The organism is Rufibacter ruber, assembly GCF_001647275.1.
GTDB lineage: Bacteria > Bacteroidota > Bacteroidia > Cytophagales > Hymenobacteraceae > Nibribacter > Nibribacter ruber_C.
In genome coordinates, this window is the sequence record NZ_LRMM01000055.1 from 18,313 (window position 1) to 36,638 (window position 18,326).

An 18,326-nucleotide genomic window follows, 5' to 3' on the forward strand; every position below is an offset into this window, starting at 1 on the left:
TTCTTAAATATCAACCCCAAGCCCCTGCAAAACCCTCTTCTATTTCAATATCTCCCTAGAGATTACTATTTTCTGTATTTCTGACGTACCCTCGTAGATTTGGGTGATTTTGGCATCACGCATCAGGCGCTCTACATGGTATTCTTTCACAAAGCCGTAGCCGCCGTGAATTTGCACCGCCTCTACCGTGGTTTCCATGGCCACCTTAGATGCGAACAATTTTGCCATAGCCCCAGATTTTGAATAATCCCGATGTGCGTCTTTGTCTGCCGCAGCCTGCAAACATAACAGACGGGCGGCATCAATATTGGTGGCCATGTCTGCTAATTTGAACTGAATGGCCTGGTGCTGAGAAATAGGCACGCCAAACGCCTTGCGCTCCTTAGCGTATTTCAGCGCCAGCTCATACGCGCCAGAGGCGATGCCTAACGCCTGGGAGGCAATGCCAATGCGGCCGCCGTTCAAGGTAGACATGGCAAACTTAAACCCGAAGCCGTCTTCGCCAATGCGGTTCTCTTTGGGCACTTTCACGTCTGTGAACATGAGCGAGTGCGTGTCTGACCCTCTAATGCCCAGCTTATTCTCCTTCGGCCCTATCTCAAAGCCGGGGGTGCCTTTTTCTACAATCAGGGCGTTGATCCCTTTGTGCCTCAACTCAGGGTTGGTCTGGGCAATCACCAGGTACACAGAGGCGGTGCTGCCGTTGGTAATCCAGTTCTTGGTGCCGTTGATCACATAATGATCGCCCATGTCAACGGCCGTGGTGCGCTGCATGGTGGCGTCTGAGCCGGCCTCTGGCTCAGAAAGGCAGAAGGCGCCAATGATCTCACCGCTGGTGAGGCGGGGCAGGTATTTCATCTTCTGCTCCTCAGACCCGTACTTCTCCAGCCCCCAGCACACCAGTGAGTTGTTCACAGACATGACCACAGAGGCAGAAGCGTCTACCTTAGAGATTTCTTCCATGGCCAGTACATACGAAACGGTGTCCATGCCGCCGCCGCCGTATTTGGGGTCTACCATCATGCCCAGGAAACCCAGCTCCCCCATCATCTTGATCTGCTCTGTGGGGAATTTCTGGTGCTCATCCCGCTCAATCACCCCGGGGAGCAGTTCATTCTGGGCGAAATCTCTGGCGGCCTGCTGCACGGCCAAGTGCTCTTCTGTTAGTTGGAATTCCATATAGTTGTGGCTCTTACGTTCTTGTAACTCTTTCCTTAGCTTAAAGATACAGAAAATTTAGTATGCAAGCAGCATACCTTCTCTCCTTTTACGCTTGCAAAGCTAACATTTGTTTGGTTTGTACAAAATACCTCTTCCTCTCCTGGCCCTGCGCTTCTTTTGCCTCCCAGACACCCGCCAGCCCTTACCCCTGCCTTTCTGTTTCTAGGCCGTTTTTCCCAAAACAGATCAAAAACAGGTGTTGCCCGCTAAGCAGCACAGCCTGGCTTCCTGACGCCATTTTTCAGATTAGCATTCCTACGGCAAAGGATCACAGCAAGCACCTGCCGCTCTCCTGACGGGGCGTACCACTCCACCATACCCTAAAGACCAACAAAAAAAGAGGGCAGTTTACACTGCCCTCTTTTACAATTAATGTTCTAAGAAAGTTACTAATCTCTGCGGCCAAACAGGAAAGAAGCGTAGTACAGCAGCGTGGCCAATGAACCAAGCGCAGCCACCACATAGGTCATGGCCGCCCATTTGAGGGCGTCTTTGGCCATACCGTGCTCCTGGGTGGTGACCACCCCTCTGGTGCTCATCCAGGCCAGGGCGCGCTTACTGGCATCAAACTCTACCGGCAGCGTGACAAAACTGAACAGGGTGGTTAAGGCAAACAACGCCACCCCAATGGCCAGCGGCAGAATGGTGGTCTGGATCAGCAGAATCCCGATCAGCAGAATCCATTGCATGTAGCGGCTGGCCACACTCAAGGCTGGCACCATGGCCGACCTGAATTTCAGGAACGTATAGGCTTTGGCGTGCTGCACCGCGTGCCCGCACTCGTGGGCGGCTACGGCGGCGGCGGCCGCTGACCGCGCCTCATACACGTACTCACTCAGGTTTACCGTCTTGTCTGCGGGGTTGTAGTGGTCTGTAAGCTTGCCAGGGGTAGAAATCACCCGCACATCTGTGATGCCGTTGTCTGCCAGCATCATCTCAGCTATCTCACGCCCGCTCAGCCCTGAGCTGATGCCCATTTTTGAGTACTTCTCAAACTTGCTCTTCAATGTCCAGCTGACCAGCGCTGAGGCCAGCATCATGACAATCATTATTATCCAAATCCCTCCCATAGTAGTATCTCTTTAGTTTTTAGTGTAACCGGTGTTGGTCGGCCAGGACTTTTGCCACCACCTGTGAAGTAGAATACCCCTGCACCAGCGGAATAGTTTTCACTTCGCCACCGTTTGCCAGCACCACCTCATGGCCAACAATGGTTTCTACGGTGTAGTCATCGCCTTTCACCAGTACGTCTGGCTGCACGGCTTTGATGAGTTCATAGGGGGTTTCCTGGTCAAACAACACTATAGCGTCTACAAACCAAAAGGATGCCATTACCCTGGAGCGTGACATTTCGTCTTGTAACGGGCGGGTGGGGCCCTTTAACCTACTGACAGATTGGTCAGTATTGAGGCCCAGCACCAGTTTGTCACCCAGCAGGCGGGCTTTCTCCAGGTAGTCAACGTGGCCCATGTGCACAATGTCAAAGCAGCCGTTGGTGAATACCACTTTCTGCCCCTGCTGCCGCCATTGGGCCACTTTGGCCAACAGCTGCGGGAGTGACAAGATCTTTTCTTGGGAAGGAAGCATAGTAAAGGTGATGATTCTAGAAGAAGAACGCCAAAAGCGGGTATTCTGTTTTAGGGCTATTTTTCAAAAATCAGGCCTAAAACAGCTAGGCCGTCTGTTCTACCAGGGCCGCCTCTTTCTTTTGGCCTACCACGCCGGCAATCAAGCTAACCGCGCCCATCACCACCACCTGCAAGGCGCCGGTGGTATGCACAATGAGGGCGTATGCCATGCCTGTCTCTAACGGCACGGCATACAACAGCAGGGCGGTACGCACCAGAATGTGGTACACCCCTATGCCGCCCTGCACGGGGGCAGACATACCCAGGCCGCCTACCACCAGAATGGCCATGCCGGCCTGCCAGGAAAGCCCAGAGGTACCCGGAAGCGCAAAGAAGGCCAGGTACGTAGTGAGCCAGTAGGAAAACCAGATAAAGACCGTGTGAAAGACAAACATGCCTTTCCGCTCCATCTTCCTGATGCTGAAAACACCCACCCACAGGCCGCGCACAAAGCCGCTTACCTTCTGGAAGAGGAGGTTTCTCTGCAGCCGCTCAATGTTTTTGTATACCACCCAGGCGCCCAGAGCCCCACCCAGCACCCCTACCGCCAGCAGCAGGTACAGCGTCTGCAGGTTCTGCTCCAGTTTCTGGTATTTGTCTGAGAAGATCCCCAGGAAGAATTCATGCAGCCGGTCAGACTCCACCAGCAGGGTAACGCCCATGCACCCCAGCAACATGACCAGGTCTATGAACCGTTCGGTAATGACCGTGCCCAGGGAGACGTTGACCGGGACATTCCCGGAGCGTTTCAAGAAGGTGCACCTGATTACTTCGCCGGCCCGCGGCAGCACCACATTAGCCAGGTACCCCACCATCATGGCGTGGTACGTCTGCCAAAAGGAGGGCTTGTACCCCAGCGGCACGTACTGCATCTGCCACCGCACCGCCCGGCTCAGGTACCCTAGCAGCGACACCACCAGGGTGAGGGCCACCCAGAAGTAGTTGGCCTGCGCCAGCTGCGCCTTCACTACGGCAAAGTCAATGCTGCGCAACGCGTAGGCCATCAAGAAAACCGAAACCGCTAAGAGCAGAAGATACTTTAGTACGTTTACGACTTTCTTCATAACCTGGCGCCAGGGGTTATACTAAGCGGTTGTGCTGGTCTGGGAAAATAACGGTGGGCTCGTGGCTACGGGCGTCTTTGAAATCAATGAGCGCATATGAGATGATGATGATCACATCTCCCACCTGCACCTTGCGCGCCGCCGGCCCGTTCAGACAGATGGTGCCGGTGCCCCGCTCCCCTTTTATTATATAAGTCTCAAAACGCTCCCCGTTGTTCACGTTCACAATCTGCACCTTCTCATGCGGCACCATGTTGGCGGCGTCTAAGAGGTCCTCGTCAATGGTAATGCTCCCCACGTAATGCAACTCTGCCTGCGTTACCTTGGCTCTGTGTATTTTGGATTTAAGAACTTCGATCTGCATCAAAATAATCTAAAAGAATGCAAAGTTATAGATTATTTATGAGACAAACAGGTGCCGCCCCTGGCGGAAATCAGGATCAGGGGCTCAAACATTGCCTGTGCCCAGTTCGGCACTTCTGTTTTGGGGCTGTTTCCTGAAAAACAGCCCCAAAACAGAAGTGCCTTTGGCCCTTACGGCTGCAGCAGAAGGTTGTCTATTAACCGCACCTCGCCTAAGAAAGCCGCCAGGCACAGCGCCACCCTGGGCGCTGAGGAAATCTCCTGCACCGGCTGCAACGTGTGGGCATCTACCACCTCCAGGTATTCAAGCCTCACCTCTGGGAACGTGCCCAGAAAGGCCACGGCCTCCTGCTGCGCCTGCGCCACCGGCACCTCCCGCAGCCTGGCCTGCAGCAGCTGCAGCCCCTCATACAGCCGCGGCGCCACGGCCCGCTGCTCAGGCGTGAGCCGCCGGTTGCGGGAAGACATGGCCAAGCCGTCTGCCTCTCTTATGATAGGGTAGCACACCAGCTCCAGGTCAAAGCTTAAATCCTGCACCATCTGCTGTATAATGGCAAACTGCTGCAGGTCTTTCTGCCCAAAGAACGCCTGGTGGGGTTTCACCAAATGGAACAGCTTGCTCACCACGGTGGCCACCCCGTTAAAGTGCCCCGGCCGGTGGGCACCTTCCATGACCCGCTCCAGGTCTCCAAAGTCAAAACTCAGCTTGGCCTTCTGCGCGTACATTTCTTCCGCCGAAGGCGCAAAAAGCACATCGCACCCTGCCTCTGCCAGCAACAGGGCATCATTTTCTAGAAGTCTGGGGTACAGGCGGTAGTCTTCTGCGTTGTTGAACTGCGTGGGGTTCACAAAAATACTGCAGACGGTGATGTCATTCTGACTTTTGGCGGCCTTGATGAGCGAGAGGTGCCCCTGGTGCAAAGCACCCATGGTAGGGACAAACCCAATCTTGAGGCTTTCCCTACGCAGCTTTTCAGTGTGCTGCCTGATATCAGATAAGGAAGAGAGCTGCAGCATTTGGCGCGGCTGATTTAAAATGGAATGAGTAAAAGGGGGCAAAGGTAGGATTTAAATCAAATAAATTGAAAATCAGCCAATAATTGCTTAATTTTGCATCTCGCAATGACTATTGCCTGTTCAAATTTAACACATTCCAACCTATGTCCAAATTGAGAATCTTATACGCGGCCACAGAGATTGATCCCTTTCTGCAGACAACAAAAGTAGCAGAATTCCTGAGGATGTTGCCCCAAGCTATGCAAGAGCGCGGGATGGAGGTTCGAATTTTTGTTCCAAGATTTGGGCTGATCAATGAGCGTAAGAACCGTTTGCACGAGGTGGTTCGCCTCTCAGGCATTAATATTGCCGTGGGCGAAGAAGAGAAACCCCTGATTATCAAGGTAGCCTCTATCCCCAACGCCAAGCTGCAGGTATATTTTATTGACAACGAAGACTATTTTCACCGGAAGTCCGTTCTGGTGGACAAAGACAATAAATTTCATGCAGACAATGATGAGCGTGCCATCTTTTTCTGCAAAGGCGTGTTAGAAACGGTGAAGAAACTAGGGTGGGCCCCAGACATTGTACACTGCAATGACTGGATGACCAGCCTGATTCCGCTGTATTTGAAGAGCACTTACAAGAATGACCCTATTTTCAAGACAGCCAAGTCTATTTTCTCTGTCTACAACAATGAGTTTGCCCACAAGTTTGAGGGTGACCTGCTGGAGAAAGCCAGAATGCTGGACATTGAAGACGAAATGCTCGCCAACCTACGGGCCGGTGACTTTGGCGCCTTCATTAAAATGGGCATGCAGTACGCTGACAAGGTGATCAAATCAAATGAGGACTTCAGCGACAATCTGAACGCGCTGTTCCAGGAATACAACAACACCAACCAGATCAACACCCTCAACTCAGACGAAAATACCTTAGACTCTTACTTTGACCTGTATAATGAACTGGCGAATTAGTAAAGCAGCAGCCGTCCTTTTTCTTTCTTCCTTCCTGTTTTCTTCCTGTGAAGACCCTACGGCCATTGGCCTGGAGCTTCAGGAACCCGGGTCATTGATAGGCGTGACGTACACAGACACAGCCACTATCAATGCCTCTACCGTTCTGCTGAAAGACTCTATTGTTGCGTTAACCGCCGCCCGTACCCTGGTGGGCCGGCTGGAAGACCCGGAGACGGGCACCGTTACCGCCAGAACCTTCACAGAGATTTCGCTTACCTCCAGCAATGTGGCCTTTGACCCAAATAACGGGGCAGACTCGCTGGTGTTACGGTTAGACTATGACTATTACTATGGTGATACGCTGCAAGCCACTACCTGGAATGTACACAAGCTCACCAATGGCTTTAAAGATGACACTACCTACTTCACCTCTGGCCGCATGCCTTATGCCCCAGAGGTGTTAGGTTCTGTCACCTTTACGCCCCGCCCCCGTTCTACCTATGTCACCTTAGGCGGCACCAGCGGCACAGATACGTTAACCAAAGGCAACCCCGTGCTGGTGAACATCAAGCTGAACACTGAGGCCGGCAAGGCTTTGGCCAATGAGATCCTGGCCCAGTCAGACAAAGCCCCTTTGAAAACGCAGCAGAACTTTATCAACAGTTTGTTGAAAGGGTTAGCTATTGTTCCGGCTGCCGGCTCTACTAAGAATGTGCTTGGGGTAAACCTTACCTCTATTAACACGTCCCTCACCCTCTACTATACCTCTAAAACAGATAGTAAAGGGAAGTCTTATACCTTTGTGCCCAGTGACCGGTTCTTCAACCAGATACAGGGGGACAGGGCAGGAACAGCCTTAGCCAGTTTGGTCAACAATGCCAGTTCTATCTCTTCTGAGGCCGCCGGCTTCCAGACGTACTTGCAGGCTGGCACAGGGCTGGTCACTAAATTAACGTTCCCGTATCTGGCTAACTTCAGAAAGAACCAGGCCGGAGAGAAGAGAGACCTCCTGATTAACAAGGCAGAGCTGATTATTCCGGTGAAGGCTTCTACCGTGACGTCACAATACCCGTTGCCTAGCATGGTGACGCTGCTGGAAGCCACCACCAACAACCGTATTTCCCTTTCCAACTCTTACCCGGTTCCAGTACAAGGCGAAGGTACCGGCCAGGGCGCGGTGCTTGTGTATAGGGAGAAAGAGAAAGCGTACGTGGTCAACATCACCACCTACCTGCAAAACCTGCTGTATGAAAGACGGGTGAGCAACGGCCTCATTTTGTTCCCGTCTAGCCTTAGCTCTAATTTGTCAGCCCCCACCGCCAATGCGCAAACCATTAACCGTGCTATCATAGAAGCCAACCAACGCTCTGATAATACGGGAACTAATAAGATCAGACTAAAGGTTTACTACTCAACTCCTCAATAAAGGATTTTATTACAACAGCTAAACAAAAGAACTACTTACATGTGTGGAATTGTAGCCTATGTGGGGCAGCGTGAAGCTTGCCCTATCATTTTAAAGGGATTGAAACGCTTAGAGTACCGCGGTTATGACAGCGCCGGTGTAGCCCTGTTAAGTGACGGCAATCTGAATGTTTTCAAAAAGAAAGGAAAGGTTGCTGACCTGGAGGCACATATTGGGGAACAGAATACCAGTAGCCATATTGGTATTGGGCACACCCGCTGGGCTACCCACGGGGAACCCAATGATGCCAACGCGCACCCCCACTATTCCAGCTCAAAAAAGATAGCCATCATTCATAATGGCATCATTGAAAACTATGCGGCCCTGAAGCAACATTTGATCAACAAGGGCTACGAGTTCCACAGTGACACAGACTCAGAGGTGTTTGTCAACCTGATTGAGGACATCAGGGAGAACAACAATGTATCATTGGCAGAAGCCGTGCGTCTGGCCCTTCATGAAGTAGTGGGCGCTTATGCCATTGTGGTGATTTCCCATGACTCTCCTACGCAACTGGTAGCCGCCCGTAAAGGAAGCCCGCTGGTGATTGGCATTGGCCAGGGAGAGTATTTCCTAGCTTCTGACGCCACCCCCATCATTGAGTACACCAATGAGGTAGTGTACCTGAATGACTTTGAGATTGCCGTGATCAGAGACGGGCATCTAGACATCCGGACCAAAGAAGATGTGGCGCAAACGCCTTACATCCAGAAGTTGGAACTAGAGCTGGAGTCTATTGAAAAAGGAGGCTACCCGCACTTCATGCTCAAAGAGATTTTTGAGCAGCCCCGTTCTATCCTTGACAGCATGCGCGGTCGTTTGGTGGCAGAGAACACGCAGCTGACCATGTCCAGCATTAGAGAGTACGCCAACCGTTTCAAGAATGCTGAGCGTATTATCATTGTTGCCTGTGGCACCTCCTGGCATGCTGGCCTGGTGGCAGAGTACATGATTGAAGAATTAGCCCGTATCCCGGTTGAGGTGGAGTACGCCTCTGAATTCCGGTACCGGAACCCCATCATAAGAGAAGGTGACATTGTCATTGCGATTTCCCAGTCTGGTGAAACCGCAGATACCCTGGCGGCATTAGAGTTGGCCAAGTCAAAAGGCGCTTTGATCTTTGGGGTATGTAACGTAGTAGGCTCTTCTATTGCCCGCGCCACTGATGCGGGTGCCTATACCCACGCCGGCCCGGAGATTGGGGTAGCCAGTACCAAAGCTTTCACGGCCCAGGTAACGGTTCTTACGCTCATCTCTATGATGTTGGCAGAAATGCGGGGCACCATTGAGGCCTCTGCGTTACGCCAGCTGATGATGGAGATGGAGCAGATTCCGTCTAAAGTAGAGAAAGCGCTGGAGCTAGACGCCGAAGTACAGGTGATCTCAGAAATCTTCAAAGATGCCACCAACTTCATCTACCTAGGCCGCGGGTTCAACTTCCCGGTTGCCCTGGAAGGCGCCTTAAAGCTGAAGGAGATTTCTTACATACATGCAGAAGGGTATCCTGCCGCTGAAATGAAGCACGGCCCCATTGCCCTCATTGATGAGAACATGCCGGTAGTGGTCATTGCCACCAAAGACAGCTCTTATGAGAAGGTAGTGTCTAACATCCAGGAAGTAAGAGCCCGTAAAGGCCGCGTAATTGCCATCGTAACCGAAGGGGACACCGTAATCCCGCAAATGGCGGAGTTCGTGATTGAGGTGCCTAGCACCCATGAAGCACTGGTTCCGTTGATTTCTGTGATTCCTTTGCAGTTACTCAGCTACCACATTGCCGTACTGCGCGGCTGTAACGTTGACCAGCCACGTAACCTGGCTAAGTCTGTGACAGTAGAGTAATTCCTCTCCATACCCATAAAACAAGAAAGGGAAGCATGCTGCTTCCCTTTCTTGTTTTATGCCATACCTGTTTTCGGCCTGTTTTCAGAAAAACAGGCTGAAAACAGCATCAATTCTTCTGGCACCTACCTAAAGTTCACGGTATCGCAATGGGGAACAAAGCCAGCCGATGGAAAGAAGGCGCTTGTTTTAGAGCTGTTTTCAGAAAAATAGCCCAGAAACGGAAAGTCCTGCTGAGACGTACCGGCACTTCTCCCCTAGCCCGCCGCTAAAATCCTGAAAAATTTAGCCCGGCCATTAAACTCTGGAAAGCTTTTCACATCTATAAGGAACAAAGCAACCCGCACCCCAAAACACAAGGTGCTCAAGGCCTTACCACGCGTTCTCACCAGTAGTGTACAAACCCATCACCCTATGCACAGGTATATGAAAAAGACAATCCAGCTTTCGTTTCTCGTGACGCTCCTGCTGGTAGCGGGGCTTTTCTTCTCCTCCTTCGGGGAGAAACATACGTTGGCGGCCCAAAAGCCGAAATTCCCCTACAAAAAAGCGGGCCTCACTGAGCGGCAGGCGGCGGCCCATTTGCTCAGCCGGTTCACCTACGGCCCCAAGCCCGGCCAGGTAGACGAAGTGGTGCAACTGGGGCTGGAGAAGTGGTTTCTGCAACAGCTAACGGCAGAGTTACCAGACCAGGACCTCAGCAAACGGCTCGCCGAGTTCCCTACGCTCAAGATGACGAACCAGCAGATGGTGCAAACCTTTCCGCAGGGCGGGCAACTGGTGCGCATGGCCGTGAAAGACGGGGTCATTGAGCAGGATAAAGTGAAAGCCGGCTTCGCCGATAAAGACGCCAAAGAAGAATACCGCCAAAAGCTGGGCGACTATCTGAAACAAAAAGGCTACCGACCAGAAGGCGATTTGTATAAGGAACTCATCAGCCAGAAGATTCTGCGCGCCATCTACACCCAGAACCAACTGCAGGAAATCTTGACCAGCTTCTGGTTCAACCATTTCAACGTGTCGCTCACCAACAAGAATTGCTCACCCTACATTCTGTCTTATGAGCGTGACGTGATACGGCCCAACGCGCTGGGGCAGTTTGAGAAGCTCCTGTTGGCTACGGCCAAATCGCCGGCCATGCTGGCGTACCTGGATAATTTCAAGAGCACCGTCTCGGCAGAAAGCCTAAACCCCTCCCAGAAAAAGGTAGAACAGCTGAAATTGCGGGCGCTGGAAGAACGGCAAGCCAAAGACACCTCGGCCCAGAACATGCAGATGCTGGAGATGGTGAAACAAGCCCAGAAAAAGCAGGGCCTCAATGAGAACTACGCCCGCGAAATCATGGAACTGCACACCTTGGGCGTTGACGGCGGTTACACCCAGCAAGACGTGACCCAGGCCGCCCGCGTGCTCACCGGCTGGACTATCAACCCCGCCATTGACCGTTACAACGTACGCGGCAAAAACGCCTATTCTCCCAAGCGCCTGGAGGCCATGACCAAGCAGGGGTATGTCTTTGAAAACGACTTTGTCTTTGCCGCCAACAAGCATGACAAAGGCAGAAAAGTAGTACTGGGCAAGGTATTCCCCGCCAACGGCGGATATGAGGAAGGGCTGGAGCTTATCAAGATGCTGGCCCACCACCCGTCTACCGCCAAGTTCATCTCCAGAAAACTGGCCATACGCTTTGTGAATGACAACCCGCCGCAGAGCCTCATAGATAAAATGGCCAAAACGTTCACCGAGAAAAAAGGTGACATTCAGCAAGTGTTGCTGACCATGGTGGCATCGCCCGAATTCTGGGGGAAAGAGGCGCTGCGAGAGAAAACCAAGTCGCCGTTTGAGCTGGCCATCAGTTCGGTGCGCAGCCTGAACGCCGAGGTGAAAGCGCCTTACCAGCTCTACAACTGGGTTTCTAAGATGGGCGAGCGCATGTACTACTACCAGGCGCCCACCGGCTTCCCAGACAAAGGCACCTACTGGATTAACACCGGCTCTTTGCTCAACCGCATGAACTTCGGGCTGGCGCTGGCCTCCCAGCGAATACCCGGCGTGAGCATAGACCTCATGGCCCTGAACCAGCACCGCGAGCCCGAGAGTGCCGAAGCCGCCCTGGCCACCTACAGCAGCTATTTAATGCCAGAGCGGGATTTGCAGGAAACCATTAAACGCCTCACCCCCTCGCTCAACGACCCCAACTTCAGCCGTAAAGTAGACGCCGCTGCCAACCAGCACACCTCTATGGCATCGGCCGGAGGCCAGGAGGAAGAGGAAGAAGAAAATGAGGCCATGATGAGTACGCCGCGCCGCGGAAAGGTGAAAAGCAGCGGTAAAAACCTGGGGGCAGGCAAAGCGCTCTCTCCCAAAGCCCTGCAGGCGAACAACGGCAACAACACCATGCTGGCGCAAGTGGTGGGCATCATCATCGGGTCCCCCGAATTCCAGCGCCGGTAAAGCATCTGTTTAAACTGATTTTAAAAAGATAGTGATATGACCACCAGAAGAGGTTTTTTGAAATCTGGGGCACTGGCCTTGTTTGCCGCCGGGCTGGGCGGCGTGCCCAACTTTCTGGCGCAGGCCGCCAGCAGCTACAAACTGTCAAGGCCGTACAAGCGCAACAAAATACTGGTCTGCATCTTCCAGCGCGGCGCCATGGACGGTCTCATGGCCGTGACGCCGTTCACCGACCCGTATCTGCAGAAAGCCCGTCCCGGTTTGTTCATGACCGCGGCCAAGTCCTCTGCCAACCCGCTGTTTGACTTAGATGGAAGGTTTGGTTTGCACCCGGCTATGCGCTCGTTTGAACCATTGTTCCGCGAAAAGCGGCTGGCCATTGTGCACGGCATGGGTTCGCCCAACCCCACCCGCTCCCATTTTGACGCCCAGGACTACATGGAAGCCGGCACGCCCTTTGACAAAGGTACGGCCAGCGGCTGGCTCAACCGCGCGGTGGGTTTGATGGGCCATGAGGCCGCCACGCCGTTCCAGGCCGTGAGCCTCACGTCTAGCCTGCCCCGCTCGTTCTACGGTGACCACGCCGCCGTGGCCATCAGCAACCTGCAAGACTTCGGGATACAAATGCGCGGCAACCTGAAAGGCACCAACCTGGCCTCCCGCAGCTTTGAAGATTTGTATGACCAGACCTCGTCCTCGCTCTTGAACCGGACCGGCAAAGAAAGTTTTGAGGCCGTGAAAATGCTGAAACAGGTAGACACCAAGAAATACACGCCCGCCAACAACGCTGATTACCCCAACAGTCCGCTGGGGAATTCTTTGAAGCAGATTGCGCAGCTCATTAAGATGGACGTGGGCCTGGAAGTCGCGTTCGCGGAATCTGGGGGCTGGGATACCCACTTCAACCAAGGCACCGCCCAAGGCACCTTCGCCCGGAATGTAAACGACCTGAGCCAGAGCATCACCGCTTTCTGGACCGACCTAAGCGCTTATCAAGACGAGGTGGACGTGATGACCATGACCGAATTTGGCCGCACCGTGCACCAGAACGGCAGCAACGGCACCGACCACGGCCGCGGCTCCTGTATGTTTATCCTGGGCAATGACGTAAACGGCGGCCTGGTGCATGGTAACGTTCCCGTTCTCTCCAAAGAGAACCTGGAAGACGGCCGTGATTTGCCCGTCACCACCGATTTCCGGAGCATTTTTAGTGAAGTAGCCGGAAAGCATTTGCAAATTAAAGATGACCGCGTGCTGTTCCCAGACTGGGAGGGCACTAAGATTGGGGTGATGCGGCAGGGATAAGAGTTGTTTTGATTTAAATGGGAAAGGTGGCTGAAGGCTGCCTTTTCTGTTTTCGGCCTGTTTTGGCGAAAATAGGCGAAAACAGGTTTTCCTTTTCAAGTCATTCTGAGAGTAGTCGAAGAATCTAACGAAGATTCCTTTGGGCAATGCATAGTTCGCTGTTCCCCTAGAAGTGCCGTTTACTTCAGTGCTTTATTGCTTCTATTTCCATTGTTTCCGCTAAGCGCTCACGGCCACGGGGCCCCGTCCTGGCGGTGAGCACTGCTGTTAAAACTAAACCTCCGGTTTTGCCTTCGGCAGCGTATTAACAGAGGCGCTCACCGCCAAGACTGGTTTCTGTTCTTTTCCTGCTAATGCTTTTCTAATTACAATTTGTTTGCGGGTAACTGCTGTCGTTCCGCTAGCCTATGGCGGGCCCGTGCTGCGCACATCAGTCAAGGGGAATATCCCTTTCTCATGTGACTGTATTACTCTCTGCTGGCGTGTTGCTGTTGGCAGAGATGTCCGTGCCTGGACCACGTCGTTACGCGTAACGACGCTACATTCTCTAGTTCAAGTTTGAAACTTGGACCTAGAATGCGGGAAGTGTTCAACTTCCCTGAGGCGTAGCCTTAAACTACTATATCTGGTACTCCCCCTTTGAAGGGGGCGGAGGGGGATGTTTACACCTGCCGGTCCACGCTTTCCAGATATACGGACTGGTTGTGACATTCCCCTTGGGGTTCCCGGTGGTTCCCCTCCTCAGAGAGTTGAATTCAAGACAGCGCCACCGCATTGCCGCCTGCGCAAAAGACCTCGTAGCGTCCAGAGGACCTGCGAGCGTCTGCGCCAATTGCCGTTTGTGACCTTTTTCGCCAAAACAGGCCGAAAACGCAAAACATAATTTCTAAAACTCTTCGCCTTTCAGATACTTGGTCTTGAGCAGCGGGCAGATTTTATAGCGTTCATCTTTGGTATCTTCATAGACGGCGGCCAGCAGTTCATAGACATGCTTCACGCCAATGCGGTTGGCCCACTCAAACGGCCCGAAGGGGTAGTTGGTGCCCAGTTTCATACCCAAGTCAATGTCTTCTTTGGTAGCAGTGCCTTCCTGCAGGGTATAGCAGGCTTCGTTGATAATCATGCAGATGACGCGGGGGGTGACCATGCCAACGCGGTCTTCCACCAGCTCATAGAGCGTGGCCAGGAACACGCAGGCTTTGTCAACTTCGCGTTTAGATTCCTCGCGCAGCACACTTACTTCTAAGATTTCACGGTTGAAGAAGGTGGGCAGGGCGTTCACGCCGCAGAGGTGGAAGTTGACTGGTCCGTGGGCAGCGGCCAGGGCGGCCAGTTGCACGGTGGCGGCGTTGCAGAAGACAATGAGTTTTTCGCCTCTTCCCAGTTCATTGTATTGGGCCAGCCGCTCGGGCTGCTCGTGCAGTAAAAAGTCAAACACCAGGTGCGCCTGCGGCAACCAAACGGCCAGTTCCTCAGGGGTGGTGGTGTGAATGTAAGCCCGGTTGGGGAATTTCAAGCTGAACTCTGCCTCCTGCTCGGCGGTAGCCAACACCAATGTATTCATAATTCTGTACCTTTAACGGCATAAAGATACAGATTAAACCTCTCCGTTTATGGCAACTACCATCATAGAAAGCAAACAAGCCCCCGCCCCCATTGGGCCGTACAGCCAGGCCGTGCAGGCGGGCAACACCTTGTATATCTCCGGACAGATTGCGCTGAACCAGGAAACCGGGCAACTGGTGCAAGAGGATATCCAGACCGAAACCCACCAGGTCATGAAGAACCTCCAGTACATTCTGCAAGCCGCAGGCATGGATTTTACCAACGTGGTGAAATGCAGCATCTTTGTGAAAGACCTGGGCAACTTCGCCGCCATCAATGAAACCTACGGAAGCTATTTCACCAGCAACCCGCCCGCCCGCGAGACTGTGGAAGTTAGCCGCCTGCCCAAAGACGTGAACGTGGAGATTTCCTGCATTGCGGTGAAGTTTTAATGAGTGAATGCGTGAGGGAGTGAATGCGTGAATGCAGAAGAATAAAGACAGGAAGGAGCAATGGGTGGAAGTACGATTGAGGGAAACGAGTTTCTGTTTTCGGCCTGTTTTCAGAAAAATAGCCCAAAAACGGGAAATGCACTTCTTCTTTCCTTTTAGTTATCCCTTCAAACTCACGCATTCAGGCTATCACTCCCTCACGCATTCGTTCATTCCTTAACTCCTTCCATCATTGATTCCCTCATTGGCCTTCGCCTCATTGGGGCCGGGTTCGTTATTGACGGGCGCATGCCCCACCTCCACTTCTTTGTTAATCACCCGCACCGCGTAATCTGAGGGGTAGATGCTGGTGCCGTAGCGGCGCGCGTAGACCAATGTGAACTGCGCGCCAAAGAAAACCACCTGCGAGGTGTAGAAGACCCAGGTGAGCACAATGATGATAGACCCGGCGGCACCGTACAGGCTGGCAAAATCGCTGTTGCCCAGATAGAAGCCCAAAAGGCTTTTCCCAAGGGTGAAGAGCACTGCCGTCACCAGTGACCCTATCCAGACGTCTGTCCAGCGCACCATGGCGTCTGGCAGAAACTTGTAGATCAGCGCGAAGAGAAAGGTAATCACGCCGGTAGACACCACCAGGTTCACCAGGCTCATCATCTGCAGAAAAGAATCGTCTACGCGGTTGGTCAGAAAGTTAGTGATGGCCACCAGCGCCGTGTGAATGATCAGACTGACCAGCAGCAGAAAGACAATGGCCAGAATCATGGCAAAAGACAGCACCCTGTCCCGCAGGAGCTTCAGGTACTCGTTCCTTGGCTTCGGCTTCACGCCCCAGATCTGGTTCAGGCTTTCCTGCAGGGAGATAAACACCCCGGTGGCCCCAATCAGCAGCGTGATCACCCCAATAATGGTTGCCCAGTTGAAGTCTGAGGAGCGGTTAATGCTTTCCACCATCTGCTGAATATCAGTGGCGCCTCTGCTGCCCAGCAGTTCCCGCAGTTGCCGGTACACCTGCCCCCGCACCTGGTCGCGGCCAAAGAACGCCCCGGCAATGTTGATCATGATGATCAGGATAGGCGGCAGCGCAAAGACGGTATAATAGGCCAGGGCCGCCCCTTTCTGAAAAGAGTTGTTGTCTAAGAAGTCCAGCGCGGTCTCTTTGGTTAAACTCCAGGCTTCACACAGTCTCTTTTTCAGCATTGGGTCAGGTTTTCCCCTTCATACGTATGCCGCCCCAGAGGTTGTCTGAACCCGCTGAAAAGCAGCCGGTTTAGCCTGAAAATCATAAGAAAAGGAACTGAAACGGTATGGCCGCGGCGGTAGAGCGCACGTTTGTAAGGTTTTAGCGGCAAAAGCTTTACCGTAGCCGGTAAATACCGTACTTTTGCACCTCCATTCAAATTGAACAACATGGCTAGAGAAGTACGAGTACGCTTTGCCCCCAGCCCTACCGGCCCTTTGCACATTGGCGGGGTGCGCACAGCGCTCTATAATTACCTGTTTGCGAAGAAAATGGGCGGCAAAATGCTGCTGCGCATTGAAGATACTGACCAGACCCGCTTTGTGCCGGGCGCGGAACAATACATATTCAACAGCCTGGAGTGGTGCGGCATTCAATTAGATGAAAGCCCCCTTCACGGCGGCCCGCACGCCCCCTACCGCCAGTCAGAACGCAAGCCCATGTACATGGACTACGCCCTGCAACTGGTCAACGCCGGCCACGCCTACTACGCCTTTGACACCGCTGAGGAGCTGGAAGCCATGCGCGAGCGCCTGAAAGCTGCCAAAGTAGCCACCCCGCAGTACAACGCCATTACCCGCGCCACCATGAAGAACTCGCTCACCCTGCCAGAAGATGAGGTGAAGCGCCGTCTGGAAAGCGGGGAGCCCTACGTGATTCGCCTCAAAGTGCCGCGCAAGGAGGAGATCCGCCTCAAAGACATGATCAGAGGCTGGGTGATGGTGCATTCCTCTTCTATTGATGACAAGGTGCTGATGAAGAGCGACGGCATGCCCACCTACCACCTGGCCAACATAGTAGATGACCACCTCATGGAAATCACCCACGTGATCAGGGGTGAAGAGTGGCTGCCCAGTGCCCCTTTGCACGTGCTGCTGTACCGCTACCTGGGCTGGGAAGACACCATGCCAGAGTTCGCGCACCTGCCTTTGCTGCTAAAGCCAGACGGCAACGGTAAACTGAGCAAGCGCGACGGCGATAAGCTGGGTTTCCCGGTGTTCCCGCTCAGGTGGGTTGATCCCGTAACGGGTGAGGTTTCCAGCGGGTACCGCGAGAGCGGCTATCTGCCAGAGGCGTTCATCAACTTTCTGGCGTTCCTGGGCTGGAACCCCGGCACGCAGCAGGAGCTTTTCACCATGGAGGAACTGATTGAGGCCTTCAGCATTGAGCGCATTGGCAAGTCAGGCACCCGTTTTGACATTCAGAAAGCCCGCTGGTACAATGAGCAGTACCTGAGAGCCAAGCCAGACGCAGAACTGGCGCAGTATTTACTGGCGGCGTTGCCGGAACAAGGCATTGACTGCACCCCAGACCGGGCCGAGAAGATTGCCGGCCTCATGAAGGAGCGCGTGACCTTCCCCCAGGATTTCTGGAAAGAAGCCTCTTATTTCTTTGTAGCGCCTACCCAGTACAATGAGCAGGTAGCGGCCAAGAAATGGTCTGCGGCGGGCGCAGCAGCGTTTGAGCAGTTCAAGAACGAACTCAGCACGCTCTCTGACTTCAACGCAGATACCGTAAAGGCACTGCTCCTGCAGATTCTGGAGCGCAACGGCCTTAAAATTGGCCAGGTGATGCAAGCCCTGCGCATTGCCTTGACCGGGGTAGAGGCCGGCCCAGACCTAATGGCTATTATTGAAATCATTGGCCGCCAGGAAACCGAGCGCCGCATTGACGCGGCCTTGGCCAAACTGGCGCAGTACGCCGCGTAGATTCTCTTTCGCTTTACTTTAGATTAAAGCGAGTATTTTGACTTCCGTTTTCGCTGTTTTCTGAAAACATGGTCCGAAAAACAGCTCAA

The 18,326-nt window shown here is 53.3% G+C and carries 15 protein-coding genes; 7 read left to right on the top strand and 8 right to left on the bottom strand.

What is annotated here, in order from left to right; translation table 11 throughout:
* Positions 1 to 39: 39 nt before the first annotated feature.
* From A8O25_RS17070 to panC, 6 genes are all read right to left on the bottom strand, one after another.
* Positions 40 to 1,179: an acyl-CoA dehydrogenase gene (locus A8O25_RS17070; RefSeq protein ID WP_066837265.1), complete on the bottom strand. Its 1,140-nt coding sequence runs from the start codon at positions 1,177 to 1,179 to the stop codon at positions 40 to 42.
* A gap of 431 nt (positions 1,180 to 1,610) precedes the next feature.
* A complete protein-coding gene (locus tag A8O25_RS17075) occupies positions 1,611 to 2,291 on the bottom strand; it encodes a zinc metallopeptidase (RefSeq protein ID WP_241499068.1) in 681 nt (226 codons plus the stop codon).
* 19 nt (positions 2,292 to 2,310) lie between these two features.
* Complete coding sequence (gene rfaE2, locus A8O25_RS17080; protein WP_066837270.1) at positions 2,311 to 2,808, bottom strand: D-glycero-beta-D-manno-heptose 1-phosphate adenylyltransferase; 498 nt, start codon at positions 2,806 to 2,808, stop codon at positions 2,311 to 2,313.
* An 85-nt stretch (positions 2,809 to 2,893) separates the two neighbouring features.
* On the bottom strand, positions 2,894 to 3,913 hold the full coding sequence (locus A8O25_RS17085; protein ID WP_066837273.1) for a lysylphosphatidylglycerol synthase transmembrane domain-containing protein: 1,020 nt from the start codon (positions 3,911 to 3,913) through the stop codon (positions 2,894 to 2,896).
* 16 nt (positions 3,914 to 3,929) lie between these two features.
* Complete coding sequence (panD, locus tag A8O25_RS17090) at positions 3,930 to 4,277, bottom strand: aspartate 1-decarboxylase (RefSeq protein ID WP_066837277.1); 348 nt, start codon at positions 4,275 to 4,277, stop codon at positions 3,930 to 3,932.
* Between the two features lie 170 nt (positions 4,278 to 4,447).
* Complete coding sequence (panC, locus tag A8O25_RS17095) at positions 4,448 to 5,293, bottom strand: pantoate--beta-alanine ligase (protein ID WP_066837279.1); 846 nt, start codon at positions 5,291 to 5,293, stop codon at positions 4,448 to 4,450.
* Between the two features lie 143 nt (positions 5,294 to 5,436).
* On the opposite strand from panC, the gene A8O25_RS17100 reads away from it, so the two are divergent.
* From A8O25_RS17100 to A8O25_RS17120, 5 genes are all read left to right on the top strand, one after another.
* On the top strand, positions 5,437 to 6,249 hold the full coding sequence (locus A8O25_RS17100) for a glycogen/starch synthase (protein ID WP_066837282.1): 813 nt from the start codon (positions 5,437 to 5,439) through the stop codon (positions 6,247 to 6,249).
* Positions 6,233 to 7,657 carry a DUF4270 family protein gene (locus A8O25_RS17105; protein ID WP_082893712.1) on the top strand — a complete coding sequence of 475 codons (1,425 nt, stop codon included), beginning with the start codon at positions 6,233 to 6,235 and terminating at the stop codon, positions 7,655 to 7,657. Before A8O25_RS17100 ends, A8O25_RS17105 begins: the two co-directional genes overlap by 17 nt.
* A gap of 39 nt (positions 7,658 to 7,696) precedes the next feature.
* On the top strand, positions 7,697 to 9,535 hold the full coding sequence (gene glmS / locus A8O25_RS17110) for a glutamine--fructose-6-phosphate transaminase (isomerizing) (protein WP_066837284.1): 1,839 nt from the start codon (positions 7,697 to 7,699) through the stop codon (positions 9,533 to 9,535).
* Between the two features lie 426 nt (positions 9,536 to 9,961).
* A complete protein-coding gene (locus tag A8O25_RS17115) occupies positions 9,962 to 11,989 on the top strand; it encodes a DUF1800 domain-containing protein (RefSeq protein ID WP_066837285.1) in 2,028 nt (675 codons plus the stop codon).
* 36 nt (positions 11,990 to 12,025) lie between these two features.
* A complete protein-coding gene (locus tag A8O25_RS17120) occupies positions 12,026 to 13,294 on the top strand; it encodes a DUF1501 domain-containing protein (protein ID WP_066837287.1) in 1,269 nt (422 codons plus the stop codon).
* A gap of 886 nt (positions 13,295 to 14,180) precedes the next feature.
* Here the strand turns inward: A8O25_RS17120 and A8O25_RS17125 are convergent.
* Positions 14,181 to 14,858: a 3-hydroxyacyl-CoA dehydrogenase family protein gene (locus tag A8O25_RS17125; protein WP_066837298.1), complete on the bottom strand. Its 678-nt coding sequence runs from the start codon at positions 14,856 to 14,858 to the stop codon at positions 14,181 to 14,183.
* A gap of 49 nt (positions 14,859 to 14,907) precedes the next feature.
* Between A8O25_RS17125 and A8O25_RS17130 the strand changes: the two genes are divergently transcribed.
* A complete protein-coding gene (locus tag A8O25_RS17130) occupies positions 14,908 to 15,291 on the top strand; it encodes a RidA family protein (RefSeq protein WP_066837301.1) in 384 nt (127 codons plus the stop codon).
* 216 nt (positions 15,292 to 15,507) lie between these two features.
* Here A8O25_RS17130 and A8O25_RS17135 read toward each other — a convergent pair whose 3' ends face one another.
* Positions 15,508 to 16,488, bottom strand: coding sequence for a YihY/virulence factor BrkB family protein (locus A8O25_RS17135; RefSeq protein WP_066837303.1), 981 nt, complete (start codon positions 16,486 to 16,488; stop codon positions 15,508 to 15,510).
* Between the two features lie 210 nt (positions 16,489 to 16,698).
* Between A8O25_RS17135 and gltX the strand changes: the two genes are divergently transcribed.
* Positions 16,699 to 18,237, top strand: a complete 1,539-nt coding sequence (gltX, locus tag A8O25_RS17145; RefSeq protein ID WP_066837317.1) for a glutamate--tRNA ligase — start codon at positions 16,699 to 16,701, stop codon at positions 18,235 to 18,237.
* Positions 18,238 to 18,326: the final 89 nt, after the last annotated feature.

Coding starts and splice junctions, on each gene's coding strand:
- gltX (WP_066837317.1), top strand. CDS start 16,699: ATGGCTAGAGAAGTACGAGTACGCTTTGCCCCCAGCCCTACCGGCCCT.
- A8O25_RS17085 (WP_066837273.1), bottom strand. CDS start 3,913: ATGAAGAAAGTCGTAAACGTACTAAAGTATCTTCTGCTCTTAGCGGTT.
- rfaE2 (WP_066837270.1), bottom strand. CDS start 2,808: ATGCTTCCTTCCCAAGAAAAGATCTTGTCACTCCCGCAGCTGTTGGCC.
- glmS (WP_066837284.1), top strand. CDS start 7,697: ATGTGTGGAATTGTAGCCTATGTGGGGCAGCGTGAAGCTTGCCCTATC.
- A8O25_RS17130 (WP_066837301.1), top strand. CDS start 14,908: ATGGCAACTACCATCATAGAAAGCAAACAAGCCCCCGCCCCCATTGGG.
- A8O25_RS17135 (WP_066837303.1), bottom strand. CDS start 16,488: ATGCTGAAAAAGAGACTGTGTGAAGCCTGGAGTTTAACCAAAGAGACC.
- panC (WP_066837279.1), bottom strand. CDS start 5,293: ATGCTGCAGCTCTCTTCCTTATCTGATATCAGGCAGCACACTGAAAAG.
- panD (WP_066837277.1), bottom strand. CDS start 4,277: ATGCAGATCGAAGTTCTTAAATCCAAAATACACAGAGCCAAGGTAACG.
- A8O25_RS17100 (WP_066837282.1), top strand. CDS start 5,437: ATGTCCAAATTGAGAATCTTATACGCGGCCACAGAGATTGATCCCTTT.
- A8O25_RS17125 (WP_066837298.1), bottom strand. CDS start 14,858: ATGAATACATTGGTGTTGGCTACCGCCGAGCAGGAGGCAGAGTTCAGC.
- A8O25_RS17075 (WP_241499068.1), bottom strand. CDS start 2,291: ATGGGAGGGATTTGGATAATAATGATTGTCATGATGCTGGCCTCAGCG.
- A8O25_RS17120 (WP_066837287.1), top strand. CDS start 12,026: ATGACCACCAGAAGAGGTTTTTTGAAATCTGGGGCACTGGCCTTGTTT.
- A8O25_RS17115 (WP_066837285.1), top strand. CDS start 9,962: ATGAAAAAGACAATCCAGCTTTCGTTTCTCGTGACGCTCCTGCTGGTA.
- A8O25_RS17070 (WP_066837265.1), bottom strand. CDS start 1,179: ATGGAATTCCAACTAACAGAAGAGCACTTGGCCGTGCAGCAGGCCGCC.
- A8O25_RS17105 (WP_082893712.1), top strand. CDS start 6,233: ATGAACTGGCGAATTAGTAAAGCAGCAGCCGTCCTTTTTCTTTCTTCC.